Source organism: Streptomyces sp. SID5643, from assembly GCF_009872555.1.
GTDB lineage: Bacteria > Actinomycetota > Actinomycetes > Streptomycetales > Streptomycetaceae > Streptomyces > Streptomyces iakyrus.
In genome coordinates, this window is the sequence record NZ_WWIC01000002.1 from 19,942 (window position 1) to 36,780 (window position 16,839).

At 72.3% G+C, this 16,839-nt stretch carries 15 protein-coding genes and 1 riboswitch; of the genes, 6 read left to right on the forward strand and 9 right to left on the reverse strand.

Annotation, left to right across the window (positions count from 1 at the left end; all coding sequences use genetic code 11):
- The first annotated feature begins 354 nt into the window (after positions 1–354).
- A complete protein-coding gene (locus tag GTY56_RS39740) occupies positions 355–528 on the forward strand; it encodes a hypothetical protein (protein ID WP_167345885.1) in 174 nt (57 codons plus the stop codon).
- 109 nt (positions 529–637) lie between these two features.
- Here GTY56_RS39740 and GTY56_RS00355 read toward each other — a convergent pair whose 3' ends face one another.
- Both GTY56_RS00355 and GTY56_RS00360 read right to left on the reverse strand, forming a co-directional pair.
- Complete coding sequence (locus GTY56_RS00355; RefSeq protein ID WP_161361322.1) at positions 638–1,453, reverse strand: inositol monophosphatase family protein; 816 nt, start codon at positions 1,451–1,453, stop codon at positions 638–640.
- 8 nt (positions 1,454–1,461) lie between these two features.
- Positions 1,462–2,589 (reverse strand): ferrochelatase, encoded by a 1,128-nt coding sequence (locus GTY56_RS00360; RefSeq protein WP_161361324.1) that lies wholly within the window; start codon positions 2,587–2,589, stop codon positions 1,462–1,464.
- Positions 2,590–2,745: 156 nt separating this feature from the next.
- Between GTY56_RS00360 and GTY56_RS00365 the strand changes: the two genes are divergently transcribed.
- From GTY56_RS00365 to sepH, 3 genes are all read left to right on the forward strand, one after another.
- On the forward strand, positions 2,746–3,984 hold the full coding sequence (locus GTY56_RS00365; protein ID WP_161361325.1) for an MFS transporter: 1,239 nt from the start codon (positions 2,746–2,748) through the stop codon (positions 3,982–3,984).
- Entirely contained in the window at positions 3,944–5,263 is a 1,320-nt protein-coding gene (locus tag GTY56_RS00370; RefSeq protein ID WP_161361328.1) for an FAD-linked oxidoreductase, L-gulonolactone oxidase family, read from the forward strand. Before GTY56_RS00365 ends, GTY56_RS00370 begins: the two co-directional genes overlap by 41 nt.
- A gap of 519 nt (positions 5,264–5,782) precedes the next feature.
- Complete coding sequence (gene sepH, locus GTY56_RS00375) at positions 5,783–6,814, forward strand: septation protein SepH (protein WP_161361330.1); 1,032 nt, start codon at positions 5,783–5,785, stop codon at positions 6,812–6,814.
- Positions 6,815–6,877: 63 nt separating this feature from the next.
- Here the strand turns inward: sepH and GTY56_RS00380 are convergent, their stop codons facing one another.
- Positions 6,878–7,729, reverse strand: coding sequence for a sulfurtransferase (locus GTY56_RS00380; RefSeq protein WP_161361332.1), 852 nt, complete (start codon positions 7,727–7,729; stop codon positions 6,878–6,880).
- Positions 7,730–7,980: 251 nt separating this feature from the next.
- Here GTY56_RS00380 and GTY56_RS00385 point away from each other — a divergent pair, with 251 nt between their 5' ends.
- Positions 7,981–8,784, forward strand: coding sequence for a VOC family protein (locus GTY56_RS00385; RefSeq protein ID WP_161361334.1), 804 nt, complete (start codon positions 7,981–7,983; stop codon positions 8,782–8,784).
- 22 nt (positions 8,785–8,806) lie between these two features.
- Here the strand turns inward: GTY56_RS00385 and GTY56_RS00390 are convergent, their stop codons facing one another.
- From GTY56_RS00390 to GTY56_RS00405, 4 genes are read right to left on the reverse strand one after another with little or no spacing between them, the layout of a single operon-like run.
- A complete protein-coding gene (locus GTY56_RS00390; protein WP_161361336.1) occupies positions 8,807–9,457 on the reverse strand; it encodes a thymidine kinase in 651 nt (216 codons plus the stop codon).
- Positions 9,458–9,503: 46 nt separating this feature from the next.
- Positions 9,504–10,700 carry an alkaline phosphatase family protein gene (locus GTY56_RS00395; protein WP_161361338.1) on the reverse strand — a complete coding sequence of 399 codons (1,197 nt, stop codon included), beginning with the start codon at positions 10,698–10,700 and terminating at the stop codon, positions 9,504–9,506.
- On the reverse strand, positions 10,700–11,287 hold the full coding sequence (locus tag GTY56_RS00400) for a DUF5998 family protein (protein ID WP_181361612.1): 588 nt from the start codon (positions 11,285–11,287) through the stop codon (positions 10,700–10,702). Before GTY56_RS00400 ends, GTY56_RS00395 begins: the two co-directional genes overlap by 1 nt.
- A gap of 51 nt (positions 11,288–11,338) precedes the next feature.
- Positions 11,339–14,227 (reverse strand): bifunctional acetate--CoA ligase family protein/GNAT family N-acetyltransferase, encoded by a 2,889-nt coding sequence (locus GTY56_RS00405; RefSeq protein WP_161361339.1) that lies wholly within the window; start codon positions 14,225–14,227, stop codon positions 11,339–11,341.
- 179 nt (positions 14,228–14,406) lie between these two features.
- Here GTY56_RS00405 and GTY56_RS00410 point away from each other — a divergent pair, with 179 nt between their 5' ends.
- Entirely contained in the window at positions 14,407–14,688 is a 282-nt protein-coding gene (locus GTY56_RS00410; RefSeq protein ID WP_003993478.1) for an HPr family phosphocarrier protein, read from the forward strand.
- Positions 14,689–14,853: 165 nt separating this feature from the next.
- Here GTY56_RS00410 and GTY56_RS00415 read toward each other — a convergent pair whose 3' ends face one another.
- Together GTY56_RS00415 and GTY56_RS00420 are read right to left on the reverse strand one after the other, a co-directional pair.
- Positions 14,854–15,549, reverse strand: a complete 696-nt coding sequence (locus tag GTY56_RS00415) for a GntR family transcriptional regulator (RefSeq protein WP_161361341.1) — start codon at positions 15,547–15,549, stop codon at positions 14,854–14,856.
- Positions 15,550–15,738: 189 nt separating this feature from the next.
- Positions 15,739–16,527, reverse strand: coding sequence for a M23 family metallopeptidase (locus GTY56_RS00420; RefSeq protein WP_161361344.1), 789 nt, complete (start codon positions 16,525–16,527; stop codon positions 15,739–15,741).
- A 12-nt stretch (positions 16,528–16,539) separates the two neighbouring features.
- Positions 16,540–16,704, reverse strand: a riboswitch (cyclic di-AMP (ydaO/yuaA leader).
- Between the last annotated feature and the right edge of the window lie 135 nt (positions 16,705–16,839).

The following is a 16,839-nucleotide window of genomic DNA, read 5'->3' on the forward strand; positions in this document are numbered from 1 at the left end:
TCTTCGACGGTGCCTTGGTGTGTTGCCCTCCATCCTGCCCTTTTCGGCCATAAGTCGGAGGTAAGGCGGGTGAGGGGGCGGTGACCCGAGGGGGAATACGAGATTTTCTCCCCCGGTTAGGTTTCCACGGAAGGGAGCTTGGGGAGGACGGCTTTACATCCCACGATCACGCTCTGCTGGCGCCGCACCACCATGCGGTGCGCATCAATCCGCTTTCCGCAGGGCGGGCGTGGGTGTCCGGCACCGTCGCCGCCCGGCCGAGCGGCGCTGGGCATCCACAGGCGGCGTGATCGTCCCTTCCGACCGGCACACCCCCGTGCCATCGACCCACGACCCAGGACGAGGGGGCGCAGCATGGACGCATTCACCGCAGGACTTCTGCAGCGCATAAGGGCGACCGAGTCCGATCTGTCCCGGGCTCGCGACGAGGGCGACGACTTCCTCGTCGACGTGGAGCAGGGCGAGCTCGACGACCTGCGCCGCCTCGCCGCCGAGCACGGTGTGGAGGTCGGCGCGACGAGCGTCTGATCAGGCCGCAGGAAGCGGGCCCCGGCGAATCCAGCGCCGGGGCCCGCTTCGTTGCCTCGGGGGCGCGCTCCCCGGTGCTCGACGCACCACGGGCGGGCCTGGGCGCCTTCTAGTCGTGCCAGGCTCCGAAGTCCTCCAGGAGGCGCTGAAGGGGCTCGAAGACACCGGGCGCCCCCGCCACTGCCAGATCGCCCGACGGGGGTTCTCCGGGGCGTCCACCGGTCAGCGCGCCCGCCTCCCGGGCGATCAGGTCCCCCGCCGCGAGGTCCCACGGGTGCAGACCGCGCTCGTAGTAGCCGTCGAGGCGTCCGGCGGCCACGTCGCACAGGTCGACCGCGGCCGAGCCGCCGCGCCGGATGTCGCGCAGCAGCGGGATCAGCCGCTGGGCCACATCGGCCTGGTGGGCCCGGACGTCGGCGACGTAGTTGAAGCCCGTGGAGACCAGCGCCTGGTCCAGGGGCGGCGCGGGACGGCAGGCCAGCCCACGCTCGCCGTCCCAGGCGCCGGTGGCCCAGGCTCCCCGGCCGCGCACGGCATGGAAGGTCTCGCCGCGCATCGGGGCCGCGACGACGCCCACGACGGTCTCGCCGTCCTGCTCGGCGGCAATGGAGACGGCCCAGGTGGGCAGCCCGTACAGGTAGTTCACGGTGCCGTCGAGCGGGTCGATCACCCAGCGGACGCCGCTCGTGCCCTCCGTGGCGGCACCCTCCTCGCCGAGGATCCCGTCGTCCGGGCGGCGCTCGGCGATCAGGCCCGTGATCAGCTTCTCCGCCGCGATGTCCATCTCGGTGACGATGTCGATGGGGCTGGACTTGGTAGCGGCGACCGCGAGGTCGGCCGGGCGTCCGTCCCGCAGCAGCGCCCCGGCGCGGCGGGCGGCCTCCTGGGCCAGTTCGAGCAGGTCCGTGTGCAGGGCGTCGGTCACGGGGCTCCTCACGCGTAGGTGCTGTCGGCGCCCGCGGCGGCGGGCCGGGGGGTGCGGGCCGGGCAGCAGCCGACCGGGCAGAGGTTGTGGCTCGCCCCGAGGGCGCCCAGGGCGCACGGTGTGACGTCCTGGCCGCGCTCGGCGGCGGCGCGCTCCACCACCAGCTCGCGGATCGCGGCGGCGAACCTCGGGTCCGCGCCGACGGTGGCCGAGCGCCGCACCGGCAGTCCGAGCTCCTCGGCCCGGGCCTTGGCCTCCGTGTCGAGGTCGTACAGGACCTCCATGTGGTCGGAGACGAAGCCGATGGGGGCGATGACGACGGCCGGGACGCCGGCCGCGTGCCGCTCGTCGAGGTGGTCGCAGATGTCGGGCTCCAGCCACGGGATGTGCGGGGCGCCGGAGCGGGACTGGTAGACGAGCTGCCAGGGGTGGTCGACGCCGGTGCGCTCGCGGACGGCGTCGGCGATCTGCTGCGCCACGTCCAGGTGCTGCTTCACGTAGGCGCCGCCGTCGCCGTGCTCCTCGACGGGGCCGGAGGTGTCGGCGGAGGCCGTCGGGATCGAGTGCGTCGAGAAGGCGAGGTGCGCCCCGCCCCGGACGTCCTCGGGAAGGTCGGCGAGGGACCGGAGCACCCCGTCGATCATGGGTTCCAGGAAGCCGGGGTGGTTGAAGTAGTGCCGCAGCTTGTCGACCTCGGGCAGCTCCAGGCCCTCCTCCTCCAGGGTCGCGAGCGCGTCGGCGAGGTTCTCGCGGTACTGGCGGCAGCCCGAGTAGGAGGCGTAGGCGCTGGTGGCGAGGACGAGGATGCGGCGACGGCCGTCGCGGACCATCTCGCGCAGGGTGTCCGTCAGGTACGGCGCCCAGTTGCGGTTGCCCCAGTAGACCGGGAGGTCCAGGCCGTGGTCGGCGAAGTCCTTGCGCAGGGCCTCCAGCAGGGCGCGGTTCTGGTCGTTGATCGGGCTGACCCCGCCGAACAGGAAGTAGTGCTGCCCGACTTCCTTGAGGCGTTCCTTGGGGATGCCGCGCCCGCGCGTCACGTTCTCCAGGAACGGGACCACGTCGTCCGGGCCTTCCGGGCCGCCGAACGAGAGCAGGAGCAGGGCGTCGTAGGGGCTGACATCGCGCGCGTCTGGCATGAGTCGATCCTGCCACCCTGCACTGACAGCCGGGAAACGGCGGGTGGCCCCCGCGCGGCGGCCGGATCCGGGACGGAGCCGAAGGGGTGCCGCCGGGCATTCCGGGCGTAAGCTGTGTCGACTGCGTTCGCAGCTTACTGAGCCTTCGGAGACCTCGTGCCCAGCCCCTACCGCGCCCTGTTCGCAGCACCAGGCTCCAAGGGTTTCTCCGTCGCGGGTTTCCTCGGCCGCATCCCGCTGTCGATGATGGGCATCGGCGTGGTCACGATGATCTCCCAGCTCACCGGGAGGTACGGCCTGGCGGGTGCCCTGTCGGCCACCATCGCGCTGTCCGCCGCGGTGGCCGGACCGCAGGTCTCGCGGCTGGTCGACCAGTACGGGCAGCGGCGCGTGCTGCGCCCGGCGACGCTGATCTCGCTGGCCGCGGCGGCCCTCCTGCTGTGCGCGGCGCACTACCGGTGGCCCGACTGGGTGCTGTTCGCGGCGTGCGTGGGCATCGGCTGCGTCCCGAGCGTCGGTGCGATGATCCGGGCCCGCTGGGCGGCCCTGTACCGGGGGACGCCGCAGCTGCACACCGCGTACTCCTTCGAGTCCGTGGTGGACGAGGTGTGCTTCATCTTCGGGCCGATCATCTCCATCGGCCTGTCCACGGCCTGGTTCCCGGAGGCCGGCCCGCTGCTCGCCGCCTGCTTCCTGGCGGTCGGCGTGTTCTCGCTGACCGCGCAGCGCGCCACCGAGCCCGAACCCCACCCGCGCGAGCGGCGGGGCGGCGGCACGGCGATGCGCTCGCCCGGCCTTCAGGTCCTGGTGGCCACCTTCGTGGCGACCGGGGCGATCTTCGGGGCGGTCGACGTGGTCACCGTGGCCTTCGCCGAGGAGCAGGGGCACAAGGCAGCCGCCAGTGTCGTCCTCGCGGTGTACGCGGCGGGGTCCTGTGCGGCGGGCATGGTCTACGGGCTGCTGCACTTCGCCGGGGCGCCGGAACGCCGGTGGCTGCTGGGCGTATGTGCCATGGCCGTGAGTATGATCCCCCTCCTACTGGTCGGAAACTTGCCGTTTCTGGCCGTGGCGCTGTTCGTTGCGGGTCTGTCCATCGCTCCGACGATGATCACGACCATGTCCCTCATCGAAGAGCACGTACCACGCGCGCAGCTCACCGAGGGCATGACCTGGGTGAGCACCGGGCTCGCGGCGGGTGTCGCACTCGGCTCCTCCGTGGCCGGCTGGGTGATCGACGCGGCCGGGGCGCGTGCCGGGTACGGGGTTCCGGCGGTGGCCGGGGCCGTCGCGGTCGCGGTGGGTTTCCTCGGGTTCCGCCGGCTCAAGCGACCGGCACCGGGTCGGGGAGGCTCCGTTGAGCAGCACAGCGAACGGAAAGAACGGCACGTGGCGTAACTGGGGCGGCAACGTCTCGGCCCGTCCCGCGCGGGAGGTCACCCCTGCTTCCGTCGACGAGCTGGCCGCCGCGGTGCGGCGGGCCGCCGAAGACGGTCTGAAGGTGAAGGCCGTCGGCGCCGGGCACTCCTTCACCTCCATAGCCGCGACGGACGGCATGTTGATCCGCCCTCAGCTGCTGACCGGCATACGCGATGTCGACCGCGAGAACATGACGGTCACGGTGGAGGCCGGCACCCCGCTCAAGAGGCTCAACATGGCCCTCGCCCGCGAGGGCCTGTCGCTCACGAACATGGGCGACATCATGGAGCAGACGGTCTCCGGTGCCACCAGCACCGGCACGCACGGCACGGGCCGTGACTCCGGTTCGATCGCCGCCCAGATCAAGGGCCTGGAGCTGGTCACCGCCGACGGCTCCGTCCTCACGTGCTCCGAGAAGGAGAACCCGGAGGTCTTCGCCGCCGCCCGTATCGGTCTCGGCGCCCTGGGCATCGTCACCGCGATCACCTTCGCCGTCGAGCCGGTCTTCCTGCTCACGGCCCGCGAGGAGCCGATGCCGTTCGACAAGGTCCTCTCCGACTTCGAGGAACTCTGGGCGGAGAACGAGCACTTCGAGTTCTACTGGTTCCCGCACACCGGCAGCACCAACACCAAGCGCAACAACCGCAGCGCGGGCCCGGAGAAGCCCGTGCCGCAGCTCAAGAGCTGGTTCGAGGACGAGTTCCTCTCCAACGGCGTCTTCCAGGTGGCCAACTGGGTCGGCCGCGCGGTGCCCGCCACGATCCCGGCGATCGCCCAGATCTCCAGCAAGGCCCTGTCCGCACGGACCTACACGGACATCCCTTACAAGGTCTTCACGTCCCCGCGCCGGGTGCGCTTCGTGGAGATGGAGTACGCCGTTCCGCGCGCGGCCGTCGTCGAGGCGCTGCGCGAGCTGAAGGCGATGGTCGACCGCTCCGGCCTCCGGGTCAGCTTCCCGGTCGAGGTGCGCACGGCCCCCGCCGACGACATCGCACTGTCCACCGCCTCCGGCCGGGACAGCGCGTACATCGCCGTCCACATGTTCCAGGGCACCCCCTACCAGCGGTACTTCACCGCGGCCGAGCGCATCTTCACGGCCCACGAGGGCCGCCCGCACTGGGGCAAGGTCCACACGCGGGACGCCGAGTACTTCTCCCGGGTGTATCCGCGCTTCGGCGAGTTCACGGCACTGCGGGACCGGCTCGATCCAGACCGGCTGTTCCAGAACGACTACTTGCGGAGGGTTCTGGGGGCGTAGGCGACGCAACGGGGTGGTGCGCCCGGCGTCTTCACGCCTGCCGGCGCCCGGGGTGGGATCGTCGCTCCCGCCTGAGCACGTCGGTCCGCCGCGGCTTCTCCGTGACCCCCGGTTCCGAACCCTTAGTTCCGATTCTGGTGATTACGTGAAGTTCCCCACGTTCAAGATCACAGAACGGGGGAAGGGGTGTCCAAGTCCCACCCCTTGCGAGAAGTTGGGCGGCGCGCCGATCCACGCACGTGGCCCGAATGGAGTACTGTTGCGAGCCCTGGGTCCGGTCTCCCATGTGGGTGTACAGGACCTTGAGGACCGCCGGGAGGGGGCTAGTTGCACAGGGTGATGGAGTTCGTCACTTAGCGTTGCGAATAGGTAACCGTGCCATAACGGCGATCCAGGGCCCGCGCCCGACACGCCGGGCAACTCGGCAAGGTTGTGGCAGGCTGCACCCGGGCAGGCCACACTCGACTAGCGGAAGCAGCGACGCACGTGACGTCGGCAGGCACCACCCGGGAGGTCCCCATGCCCGAACTGCGTGTCGTGGCCGTCTCGAATGACGGCACACGGCTGGTGCTGAAGGCTGCCGACGCTACGGAGTACACGCTCCCGATCGACGAACGCCTGCGCGCCGCCGTGCGCGGTGACCGTCCCCGTCTCGGGCAGATCGAGATCGAGGTCGAAAGCCACCTCCGCCCCCGCGACATCCAGGCGCGTATACGTGCCGGTGCGACCGCGGAAGAGGTCGCGCAGATGGCCGGTATCCCCGTCGACCGGGTGCGCCGCTTCGAGGGTCCCGTGCTCGCCGAGCGCGCCTTCATGGCCGAGCGCGCCCGCAAGACCCCGGTCCGCCGCCCCGGCGAGAACTCCGGTCCGCCGCTGGGCGAGGCCGTGCAGGAACGGCTGCTGCTGCGCGGGGCCGACAAGGACACCGTCCAGTGGGACTCATGGCGTCGCGACGACGGCACGTGGGAAGTCCTGCTGGTCTACCGCGTGGCGGGCGAGCCGCACTCGGCGAGCTGGACGTACGACCCGCCCCGGCGGCTCGTCCAGGCCGTGGACGACGAGGCGCGCTCCCTGATCGGCGAGTCCGACGACCTGGCCGCGCCGGAGCCCAGCTTCCCGTTCGTCCCGCGGATCGCCCGGCTGCCGCGCGACAGACCGCTGGACCGCCCCGAGCGGCCCAGCCTGCCCGCGCAGGCGTCCGAACCGGACGAGGAGATCACCGGCGAGCGGGATTCGCTGACGAGCCTGCTGGAGGCGGTGCCGAGCTTCCGCGGCGACCTCGTCGTCCCGGAACTGCCCCCGGCGGCGGAGCCCGAGGAGGAACCCGTCGTCGCGGATGTCGAGGAGGAGGAGCCCCCGGCTCCCGCCGCCTCGGCCGGATCCGCCTACGCGGACGTCCTCATGCCGCGATCGGTGGGCAGCCACCGCGACCGGCTCATCGGTGCCACCGACCGCCAGGCCGAGGCGGACGGCGTGCGCCCGGGCCGCAGAGCGGCCGTCCCGAGCTGGGACGAGATCGTGTTCGGGACGCGGCGCAAGAAGCAGGAGTAGCCGGGTCCGTCGTCGGACGACGAGGGCCGTGCCTTCCGGGCGCGGCCCTCTCCTCGTGTCAGGTCACTGCGGATCCGGCCCGACGGCGACCGGCCTGGCCGGGTCCGAGGACCACTCCGACCACGACCCCACGTACAGCTCGGCCGGAATGCCCGCGGCCGCCAGCGCCAGTACCTGGTGGGCGGCGGAGACCCCCGAACCGCAGTACACGCCGACGCGCGACCCCTCCCTCACGCCGAGTCCCTCGAAGCGCGCCCGCAGTTCCCCGGCGGGCAGGAAGCGCCCGTCTGCCCCCACGTTCTCCGAGGTGGGCGCCGACACCGCGCCCGGGATGTGCCCGGCCACCGGGTCGATCGGCTCCACCTCGCCCCGGTACCGCTCCCCCGCCCGCGCGTCCAGCAGCACACCGGACCGTGCCAGAGCCGCGGCGGCCTCCGCGTCGAGCAGCCCCGTCACCCCCGGCTCGGGCACGAAGTCGCCCTCGGCCGGAGCCGGTGCGGTCTTGTCCAACGGCCCCTCCCAGGACGGCAACCCGCCGTCGAGGACCCGCACGTCCGGGTGACCCGTCCAGCGCAGCAGCCACCACGCCCGGGCCGCCGCCCAGCCCTGGCCGCCGTCGTAGACGACCACCGGTGTGCCGGCCGACACGCCCGCCCGGCGCATCGCGGCACCGAAGTGCGCGAGGTCCGGCAGCGGATGCCGGCCACCCTCGCCCGGCGCGGAGGCCAACTCCCGGTCCAGGTCTACGTAGACGGCCCCGGGCAGGTGCCCTGTCTCGTACGCGGCCCGGCCGTCGAAGGGCGGCTCGCCGGCCGCCTTGGCCACGGTGAGCTGCCAGCGGACATCGAGCAGGACCGGCGGGTGGGCGCTGTCCAGGTCCTTCGCGAGGTCGGATGCGGAGATGATGGCGTTCATGGTCCCCATCCTCGCGCACGGGGGTGGCCGAGCCGTCCGTGTCCGGCTACTCTGCTCGGCCGGAGCGGGACGATCACACGGTGTACGGGAACAAGCACATGCTGTACAGCTGAACGACACCTGCCGACAAGCGCGCCGCGAGGGACGAGGCCCGCACATCGGGCATTCTCCCGGACACGGGACGCCCCACAGGGCTGACCCGACCAGGCTGCGGAGAGCACGGCCACCGCGAGGCCGAGAAGAGAGTGACGATGACCGACGCACGGGGGTCCGCCGGGCCGTACGGTGACCCACCCGCCCGGCACGCGCCCGGCGCGCCCTGCTGGGTGAGCCTGATGGTGCACGGACTGGACGCGACCGAGGAGTTCTACGGAGCGCTGTTCGGCTGGGAGTTCCAGCCGGGCCCCCAGCAGCTCGGGCCCTATGTGCGCGCGCTGCTCGACGGACGCGAGGTGGCCGGCCTCGGCCGGCTGCCACCGGACCGCCATCTGCCGATCGCGTGGACGCCCTACTTCGCCTCACGGAACGCGGATCTGACGGCCGAAACGGTGCGCAGCCGCGGCGGAACGATCGGCGTGGGTCCGCTGGACGCCGCCGATGCCGGCCGTCTGGCGATCTGCTCCGACCCCGCGGGCGCTGTCTTCGGCATCTGGCAGGCCTCCGCCCACCTGGGCACCGCCGTCTCGGGCGTCCCCGGTACGCCCGCCTGGAACGAGCTGCTGACCTTCGAGTCGGCGAGCGTCGCCAAGTTCTACCGGACGGTCTTCGGGTACGAGGAGGAGCCGGTGGTCTCCGCCGACTTCGACTACGTGGCCCTGCACCTCGGCGGCGCACCCGTCGCCGGCATCCACGGGGTGGGGCACGCCCTGCCCCGCGACCGCGGGCCGCACTGGGTCACGTACTTCCAGGTCGCCGATGTCGACGACGCCGTGGACCAGCTCGTCCACCTGGGCGGGCAGGTCCTCAAGCCGGTGCACGACACCGCCCACGGTCGGGTGGCGGGGGTGGCGGATCCGGAAGGCGCGCGGTTCGCGCTGCTGCAACGTCCGGACTGACGACCGCGACGGCGCCCGCGGGTCAGGCGGACGTCACCGGCAGCACGTCCGGGGACAGGGCCGCCGCACGGGAGGTGGCCGCGGTCATCCGGCGGCGGTGGTGACGGCGGCACAGCACCTCGTACCCCACCTCGTCGGCGGAGTGGGTGACGTCACCGACGACCACCTGGGCGCCCTCGACGACCATCACCCCGCCTACCGTGCGGGCGTTGTGCGTGGCGCGGGCTCCGCACCAGCACAGGGCTTCGACCTGGAGCACCTCGACCCGGTCGGCCAGTTCCACCAGCCGCTGCGAGCCGGGGAACAGCTTGGAGCGGAAGTCGGTCGTGATGCCGAAGGCGTAGACGTCCAGGCTCAGGTCGTCGACGACACGCGCGAGTTGGTCGATCTGCTCCGGCGCGAGGAACTGCGCCTCGTCGGCGATCACGTAGTCGGCGCGGCCGCCCTGCGAGAGATGGTCGACGAGATAGCCGTAGAGGTCCTGCCCGTCGCCGACCTCCACCGCGTCCGTCACCAGGCCGAGGCGCGAGGACAGTTTGCCCTCACCGGCCCGGTCGTCGCGCGAGAAGATCATGCCCTGCAGACCGCGCGCCGAGCGGTTGTGCTCGATCTGGAGAGCCAGCGTCGACTTCCCGCAGTCCATGGTTCCGCTGAAGAACACCAGCTCGGGCATGTGGAGTCGAGCACCTTTCGGCGTGGGAGGTCGGCGTGGGGCTGTGTCAGGAGCGTACTTCGAGCAGGGGGACCAGTTGCTCGGCGGGGGTCATCGAACCGTGGTTGCCGACCATGGCCGACTCCTTGGGCTCCCGCTCGGAGGCGATGAGCAGGACGTCGTCCCGGGCGGCCGCGACCACGTCACCGATCCTGGCGTACACCCGTTGGTCGATGTGCGGGCCGAACCAGCCCGCCGCGATGGCCTCGTCGCGTGAGGCCACCCAGAACTGCTCGCCGAGCACCTCGCGCCAGCAGGTGAGGACGTCGTTCGCCGCGCCGGGCACCGCGTAGACGTGGCGGGCGCGGCCTTCGCCGCCGAGCAGGGCGACTCCGGCGCTCAGCTCCCAGTCCTCGTCGAAGTCGATGCGGTGCTGCTCGTCGAACGGAACGTCGATCATGCCGTGGTCGGCGGTGACGTAGAGGGCGCTGCGCGGCGGCAGTTGCTCGGCCAGGCGCTGGACCAGGCGGTCGGCGTACATGAGCTGGCCGCGCCAGGCGTCGGAGTCGACGCCGAAGCGGTGACCGGCGCCGTCCACCTCGGCGAAGTACGTGTACACCAGGGAGCGGTCGCCCGCGGCCAGTTGCTCGGCCGCCAGGGCCATGCGGTCCTCGCCGGTCAGCCGCCCCAGGAACGTTCCGCCACTGAGCGCGACCCTGGTCAAGGGGGTGTTCTGGAAGGTCGGGGACGACACCTGTGCGGCGTGCACCCCGGCCGCGTGCGCCAGTTGGAAGACCGTCGGGTACGGCTGCCAGACGCCGGGCTGCGTCCACGGCTGCCAGCGCAGCTGGTTCATCAGCTCGCCGGTGTCCGGGTTGCGGACGGTGTAGCCGGGCAGGCCGTGCGCGCCGGGCGGCAGGCCGGTGCCGACGGAGGCGAGGGAGGTCGCCGTGGTCGCCGGGTAGCCGGCGGTGAGCGGACGCCCGGTGCCGCCGCGCGAGGTGGCGAGGAGGGACGTCATGAAGGGCGCGTCCTCGGGGTGCGCCTTCAGCTGCTCCCAGCCGAGACCGTCGATCAGGAACACGCAGTTCCGGTCGGCGGGGGTCAGCTCGGTGATCGTGGCGTTCATGTCCGGTACGCCGAGACCGGCGGCCAGCGTGGGCAGGAGGTCGGCGAGCGATCCGCTGCCGTACTCGGGGGCGGGTGCGGAGGCGACGGTCAGCGGTTCGGGGTGGGGGTCCCAGGCCGTCTCGGGCTGTGCCATCAGCGGGTCGTGTCCGCGGTTGCCTCGGAGAGGGCCTGCGCGAACGCGAGGGCCTCACGCACGGTCTCCGGTCCGTCTCCGGCCTCGCTGACGCGCAGGCTGAGGTCGTCCGCCGTCGAGTTGCCGGTGTAGCCGTGGTCCGCCTCGCAGTTGGGGTCGCCGCAGGCGGCCGGCTCCAGGTCGATGCGGGAGACGGCGCCCCAGCCGATGGTGAGGACGACCTCGCGGGGCAGGGTGCCCGGCTTGTACGACTCGGGGTTGGCGACCACGCGGCTGACCACGATCGACGAGATGCGGCCGATCTTCACGGACTCCGTCGACGTCGTGGCGTACGGCGTCGGGGAGGTGCTGTCGGCGGCCTGTTCATCGGTGTGGCTGACGATGAAGCGGTTGTCCGTGAGGACGAGCACGGTCACGTGCCGTCGCACCTCGTTCTGGTCGAACGTCGTCTCCTGGTGGACCAGGTACGACCGCATGGGCTCACCGCCCACGGCGGCCTCCACCGCCTCGGCCACGAGGGCCGGGTAGTAGCCGCTGCGCTCGATCGCCGCCCGCAGCCCCTGGGTCGTCGTACTGGTCTTGGCCATGACGCCCATCCTACGGGGGACCACTGACTGCGAGGGACAGGTCGCCTCCTGTCAGTAGGCGGGAAGGGTCCGCGGTCCGAGGTCGTCGCGGGCGGGCGGGGGCGCGAGGCGGACGGAGGCACCGAGGACGCTCAGGCCGTGCGAGGCGACGACGACCGGCTCCAGGGTGACCGCGACGACCTCGGGGTGGTCGTCGACCAGCCGGGACACCCGCAGCAGCAGCTCCTCCAGGGCCCGGGTGTCCGCGGGTGCGGAGCCGCGCCAGCCGAACAGCAGGGGGGCGGTGCGGATCGAGCGCACCAGCGAGCTCGCCTCCCGGTCGGTGACCGGGATCAGCCGGTGCGCGGTGTCCCCGAGCAGCTGCGAGGCGGCCCCGGCGAGCCCGAAGGAGAGCACCGCTCCGGCCGCGGGGTCGATGACGGCCCGTACGACGACGTCCACGCCGCGCGGCGCCATCCGCTGCACCACCGGCCGCAGCTCCTCCGGCGCGCCGAACAGCTCGGTCAACTCCGCGTACGAGCGGCGCAGTTGGTCCTCGTCGGCGAGGTCGAGGCGGACGCCGCCCAGGTCGGCGCGGTGCCTGAGGTGGGGGGCGGTGGCCTTGAGCGCCACGGGGTAGCCGAGGGTGCGGGCGGCTTCGGCGGCGGCGTCGGGGGTGGGGGCGGGCAGGGCGCGGTGGACCTGGACGCCGTAGTGGCCGAGGAGGTCGCAGGTCTCCTCGGTGCCGAGGGTGAGTCCCTGCCCGCGCGCGAGCAGGCCGTCGATGAGCGCGGCGGCGCCCTTCTCGCCGATGTCCTCGTACTCGGGCACCTTGCCGGGGTCGGCGGCGTCGCGCCGCCACTGCGCGTAGGCGACGGCTTGGCCGAGGGCGCGGACGGCACGCTCGGCGGCCGGGTAGGCGGGGATGAGGTGGGCGCCTTCGGGGGCGTCGGTGGCGGGGAGGTGGTCCCCGGCAGGCGTCGCACCGGGTGCGTTTTGAGGCCGTTCGTCCCACTTGGCGCTTGATACCCGGTGGCGGGTTGATTGCGGCGTTCCGGTTGATTGCGGCGTTTCAGCCGAACCGGTCTGCGGTGCCGTGCTCGCCGCCGCCGACAGGGCTTCCGCCAGGCCGCCGAGCTCCACGTGGACCACCAGGACCGGCTTGCCCGGGGCCGCGGCAGAGGCGGAGCGCAGGGCCTCCGCGAGGGCCGCGTCGCCGACCGAGCCCTCTCCCACCGCCGGTATGGCGGTGACGACGACGGCGTCGCACCGGTCGTCGGCGAGCGCGCGGGACAGGGCGGCGTGGAAGTCGGCCGCGGAGGCCGCTGTGGTCAGGTCCTGCGGGGGGTGCGGCCGCAGGCCCTCGGCGAGGCACGCGTCGTACGTGAGCAGGCCGAGCGACTCCGAATTGCCCAGGATGGCCACCCTGGGGCCGGGGGGCAGGGGCTGGCGGGCCAGCAGCAGGCCCGCGTCGACCAGCTCGGTGATGGTGTCGACGCGGATGACGCCGGCCTGGCGCAGCAGGGCCGAGACGGTCTCGTGCGGCAGCCGGGTCGCCCGGACGGCGTGCCCCTGGGGAGCAGCCGCGTGCCGCGCGCCCTGGACCACGACCAGCGGTTTCGCCGCGGCCGTCCGGCGGGCGAGGCGGGTGAACTTGCGGGGGTTGCCGATGGACTCCAGGTACATGAGGACGACGTCGGTGTCCGGGTCCTCGTACCAGTACTGCAGGACATCGTTGCCGGAGACGTCGGCGCGGTTGCCGGAGGAGACGAAGGTGGAGACGCCGGTCACGCCCGTGACGCCGCCGCCGCGCCGGTGCAGCCGTGACAGCAGCGCGATGCCGATGGCACCGGACTGGGCGAACAGGCCGATCCGGCCCGGGCGCGGCACCTCGGGGGCCAGGGAGGCGTTCAGCCGCACCTCCGATGAGGTGTTGATGATGCCGAAGGCGTTGGGGCCGATGATGCGCATGCCGTACGTGCGCGCGTGCCGGACGAGGGCGCGCTGGCGCTCGCGCCCCTCGGGGCCGCTCTCGGCGTACCCGGCGGAGACCACGACGAGCCCCTGCACGCCGTGTTCGCCGCACTCGGTGACGACCTCGGTGACCTGCTCGGCCGGCACGGCGACGACGGCGAGGTCGACCGGCCCGTCGATGTCCCGCACCGAGCGGTGCGCGGGCACTCCGTCGAGTTCCTTCTGCCCGTCGGGCAGGGCCTTGTTCACGGCGTACAGGCGGCCGGTGAACCCGGCGTCGCGGATGTTGCCGAGGACGCTGCGGCCCACGCCGCCCGGGGTGCGTCCGGCGCCGATGACGGCGACCGAACCGGGAGCGAGGAGCCGCTGCACGGAGCGTGCCTCGGCGCGGTGTTCGCGGGCGTACTGCACGGCGAGGGAGCGGTCGGTGGGTTCGAGGTCGAACTCCAGACGGACGACGCCGTCCTCGAAGCTGCGCTTCTGGGTGTAGCCGGCGTCCGTGAACACCTTGATCATCTTGGTGTTGGCGGGCAGCACCTCGGCGGCGAAGCGGCGGATGCCGCGCTCACGGGCGACGGCACCGATGTGTTCGAGCAGGGCGGAGGCGACCCCGCGGCCCTGGTGGGCGTCCTGCACGAGGAAGGCGACCTCGGCCTCGTCGGCGGGTGCGGACGCGGGCGTTCCGTCCGCGCCGATCCGGTCGTAGCGTACGGTGGCGATGAACTCGCCGCCGACCGTGGCCGCGAGTCCCACCCGGTCCACAAAGTCGTGGTGCGTGAAGCGGTGGACGTCCTTGGCGGACAGGCGAGGGTACGGCGCGAAGAAGCGGTAGTACTTCGACTCGTCGGAGACCTGCTCGTAGAAGCTGACCAGACGATCGGCGTCATCAACGGTGATGGGCCGGATGCGCGCGGTGCCCCCGTCGCGCAGCACCACGTCGGCTTCCCAGTGGGCGGGATACTCGTGCCGGTCCGGCGAGGTCTGCATGGGCCCCAGAGTACGGCTAGCGTCCGACAGTGGCGCGAGGCAGTCTGTGGAGGGCGTCAGCCGGGTCGAGGCCGCGACCCGACGGCACCCCTGGAGCGGAACGCGAGGACCGCTCCCGGTGAGCTTCACGATGTGGGAAACTGGTCTAGACAACCCTGAACACCGAAGGGCAGCAACACATGGCTGAGCGCCGCGTCAACGTCGGCTGGGCCGAGGGTCTCCACGCCCGCCCCGCCTCCATCTTCGTCCGAGCCGCCACGGCCGCAGGCGTCCCGGTGACGATCGCCAAGGCTGACGGCAACCCCGTCAACGCGGCCTCCATGCTGGCCGTCCTGGGCCTCGGCGCCCAGGGGGGCGAGGAGATCGTCCTCGCCTCCGACGCCGAGGGCGCGGACGCCGCCCTGGACCGGCTGGCCAAGCTGGTCTCCGAGGGTCTTGAGGAACTGCCCGAGACCGTCTGATGTCCCGTGCGCCGGTTCGGCGCGCATGGAAGGGCTCGCCCGATTCACCGGGCGGGCCCTTCGCCATTCCGGACGACAAGGAGCGGGGAATTGTGGAATTCCCTGTTTTCGGGCAGGGGAATCAGGCCCTAACGAATTGGCCGCTCTTTGTATACGGCCGCCGTGTTAATGCCGCGGGCTCGCCGTGTTTACGGGATGTTGCGAGTTCCTCACACGGTCGGCGGGCTCCCTGCCGGAGCCGAAGCGCAGGCGGTGCGCGCCGGTGGCACGCTCGGCGTGCAGCGCAGTGACCGCCCGCGCTCGCTCGCCGTCCCCGCGCGCCACCGCGTCCACGATCGCGCCGTGCTCCGTCCAGGACTCCACCGGGCTGGCCGGTGCGTCCACGGCGTACATCCACGCGATCTTGTGGCGGAGCTGGGTGAGCATCGAGGTCAGTGCGGGGCTGCCACAGGCCTGGGCGAGCGTTTCGTGGAACCAGCCGTCGAGGGAGCGCAGGTCGTCACTGCTGCCCCGGCGGGCCCGCTCCTGGCCCAGCCGGACCAGGCCGCGCAGGACCTTCAGATGCGCCTCGGTGCGGCGCTGGGCGGCGCGGGCCGCTCCGAGCGGCTCCAGGAGCATGCGCATCTCCAGCAGGTCGCCCGCCTCCTGCTCGGTGGGTTCGGCCACGCACGCGCCCGCGTGCCGGCGGGTCACCACGAAGCCCTCGGCCTCCAGGGTGCGCAGCGCCTCCCGGACGGGCACCCGCGAGACGCCGTAGCGGCGCGCGAGGAGTTCCTCGGTGAGCCGGCTGCCGCGCGCGAGGACACCCGCGACGATGTCGTCCCGGATGGCCGTGCACACCGAGTGCGCGGGAATACGCATGACCGACCTCCCCATTAATCCCCGTGAAACGCCGACGAGCGGCGCCCGTTCCGTGACTCTATTGCAATGAGCCGGAATTTCCGACGGCCATCGGGAATCCAGGGATATTTTTTGGACAGGCCACCGCCGTAAACGCCGAAAGCCCCGGCTCGGGGAGCCGGGGCTTCGGGAACGGCGCGGGGGTTCCGGTCAGAGGTTCACGCCGTGGGAGCGGAGGTAGGCGACCGGGTCGATGTCCGAGCCGTACTCGGCGCTCGTGCGGGCCTCGAAGTGCAGGTGCGGGCCGGTGACGTTGCCGGTCGCGCCGGACAGGCCGATCTGCTGGCCGGGGGTGACCTGCTGGCCGACCGAGACGCCGACGGAGGACAGGTGGCCGTACTGGGTGTACGTCCCGTCGTTCATCTTGATGACGACCTGGTTGCCGTACGAACCGCCCCAGCCGGCCTCGACGACGGTGCCCGCCCCGACCGCGTGGACGGAGGTGCCGGTGGCGGCGTGGAAGTCGACACCGGTGTGGCTGCCGGAGGACCACAGGCCGCTGCTGGCCTTGTAGCTGGTGGAGACGTACGAGCCGGAGATCGGGGCCACATAGGCGTTGAGGCGCTTGCGCTCGGCCTCGCGGGCGGCGCGCTCCTTGGCCTCGCGGGCCTTCTCGGCCGCTTCCTTGGCCCTCTCGGCCAACTCGGCGGCCCGCTTGCGCGCGGCCTCCTCGGCCTTCCGCTTGGCGGCGGCCTCCTCGGCGGCCTGCTGCTGCGCGATCGCCTGGGCGTCGATCTGCTGGGCCACGGTGTCGCCCATGGTGACGACCGGGGTGAGGCCGGTCTGCTCGGGGCTGGGCTCGGCGGCGAAGGCAGCGGGGGCCGCCACGGTGCCGATCACGCCGGTGGTGGCGAGGGCCGCGACGCCCGCCGCGCGGGCGGTGCCGCGCTGGATCCTGCTGGGACGACGGTGCTTCCCGGTGGCGCGAGTGAACGCCATGTAGTGGCTGGTCCTTTCCTTCCCTCTCGCCTACCGGGTTAGCTGACGGGTTCGGAGCAGGAAGGTCTCCTACGGACTCCCTCGCGACTCGCGCGGGCGCCCGATTCACCCCAGGGACTGCGGTGGGTCCCCGGCTCCCCTGGCTCGCGCCGTACGGGGACTCGGCGATGACTGTCCGGTGCCGCGGGTGCGGCGCACTGCCTGACGAACAGCCCGGACGACGCTAAGCGGCGCCGCTTTCAATTCCCAAACGAATCCAGGTGTTTGTAGCGCATCCCACAGGGCAGACAGGCAACTCCCATATCAATTCGG

Excerpts from the sequence above, each read along its gene's own strand:
- GTY56_RS39740 (WP_167345885.1), top strand. The coding sequence starts at position 355 with ATGGACGCATTCACCGCAGGACTTCTGCAGCGCATAAGGGCGACCGAG.
- GTY56_RS00360 (WP_161361324.1), bottom strand. The coding sequence starts at position 2,589 with ATGCCAGACGCGCGCGATGTCAGCCCCTACGACGCCCTGCTCCTGCTC.
- sepH (WP_161361330.1), top strand. The coding sequence starts at position 5,783 with ATGCCCGAACTGCGTGTCGTGGCCGTCTCGAATGACGGCACACGGCTG.
- GTY56_RS00380 (WP_161361332.1), bottom strand. The coding sequence starts at position 7,729 with ATGAACGCCATCATCTCCGCATCCGACCTCGCGAAGGACCTGGACAGC.
- GTY56_RS00385 (WP_161361334.1), top strand. The coding sequence starts at position 7,981 with ATGACCGACGCACGGGGGTCCGCCGGGCCGTACGGTGACCCACCCGCC.
- GTY56_RS00390 (WP_161361336.1), bottom strand. The coding sequence starts at position 9,457 with ATGCCCGAGCTGGTGTTCTTCAGCGGAACCATGGACTGCGGGAAGTCG.
- GTY56_RS00395 (WP_161361338.1), bottom strand. The coding sequence starts at position 10,700 with ATGGCACAGCCCGAGACGGCCTGGGACCCCCACCCCGAACCGCTGACC.
- GTY56_RS00400 (WP_181361612.1), bottom strand. The coding sequence starts at position 11,287 with ATGGCCAAGACCAGTACGACGACCCAGGGGCTGCGGGCGGCGATCGAG.
- GTY56_RS00405 (WP_161361339.1), bottom strand. The coding sequence starts at position 14,227 with ATGCAGACCTCGCCGGACCGGCACGAGTATCCCGCCCACTGGGAAGCC.
- GTY56_RS00410 (WP_003993478.1), top strand. The coding sequence starts at position 14,407 with ATGGCTGAGCGCCGCGTCAACGTCGGCTGGGCCGAGGGTCTCCACGCC.
- GTY56_RS00415 (WP_161361341.1), bottom strand. The coding sequence starts at position 15,549 with ATGCGTATTCCCGCGCACTCGGTGTGCACGGCCATCCGGGACGACATC.
- GTY56_RS00420 (WP_161361344.1), bottom strand. The coding sequence starts at position 16,527 with ATGGCGTTCACTCGCGCCACCGGGAAGCACCGTCGTCCCAGCAGGATC.